Annotated in this window: 1 protein-coding gene; it reads right to left on the bottom strand. The window is 42.5% G+C overall.

The window, feature by feature from the left end:
• Positions 1 to 382, bottom strand: a 382-nt coding sequence (locus ACP7BV_RS24220) for a hypothetical protein (RefSeq protein ID WP_426107434.1), incomplete at its 3' end; no start/stop codon positions are given.
• Positions 383 to 551: the final 169 nt, after the last annotated feature.

Genomic DNA, 551 nt, shown 5'->3' with positions numbered 1-551 from the left:
GAGGATTACCTCCGCTCATAAAAAATAGGCAGTCGAGACTTTCAATCTTACGGGCCTTGAGTTCAGACATCAGCAAATTTAGTGCTTGTTTTTCTGATATCTTTAGTGCTTGTTTTTGTGATATCTTCTCTGTTGCACTGGCATGTTTATTAGTTGGAACAGCATCTAAAGAAGTAGATGGACGTGAGCATGCAACTTGCAACGCCGTAAAGAAAAGTAGTGCTGCTACGCGTATTGGTGTCACAGGCAATTCCTTAAAATGAGGTTCGACACGAGCACCGCCAGTTAAGAATTTTTGGTTTAATTTTTGGCGATGCCTATAGCTCTGGACAGTATAACATGTTGCAAATAAGAAAATTGGTATATTTCCAATGGGCAACATTAGAATTCCTCTGTTCAATCATCGATGCGTTGTTGTCCTGTAGTGGGGGGCCAGGTGAAACGGAACGGCCAACCGGGCTAAGGACTGGGATTGCGGTAATTTGCAAGCTAGTTGTCGCCTAAAAGCGGTTTCTACGCTGCTTTTTTGAGTTCTGGATTTTTCTCCTTTT

It is taken from the genome of Massilia sp. TSP1-1-2 (genome assembly GCF_049896185.1).
In the GTDB taxonomy this organism is placed as follows: Bacteria; Pseudomonadota; Gammaproteobacteria; order Burkholderiales; family Burkholderiaceae_D; genus Telluria_A.
The sequence above is the reverse complement of the archived record's forward strand: the minus strand, read 5'-3'. Positions and strand labels throughout refer to the sequence as shown.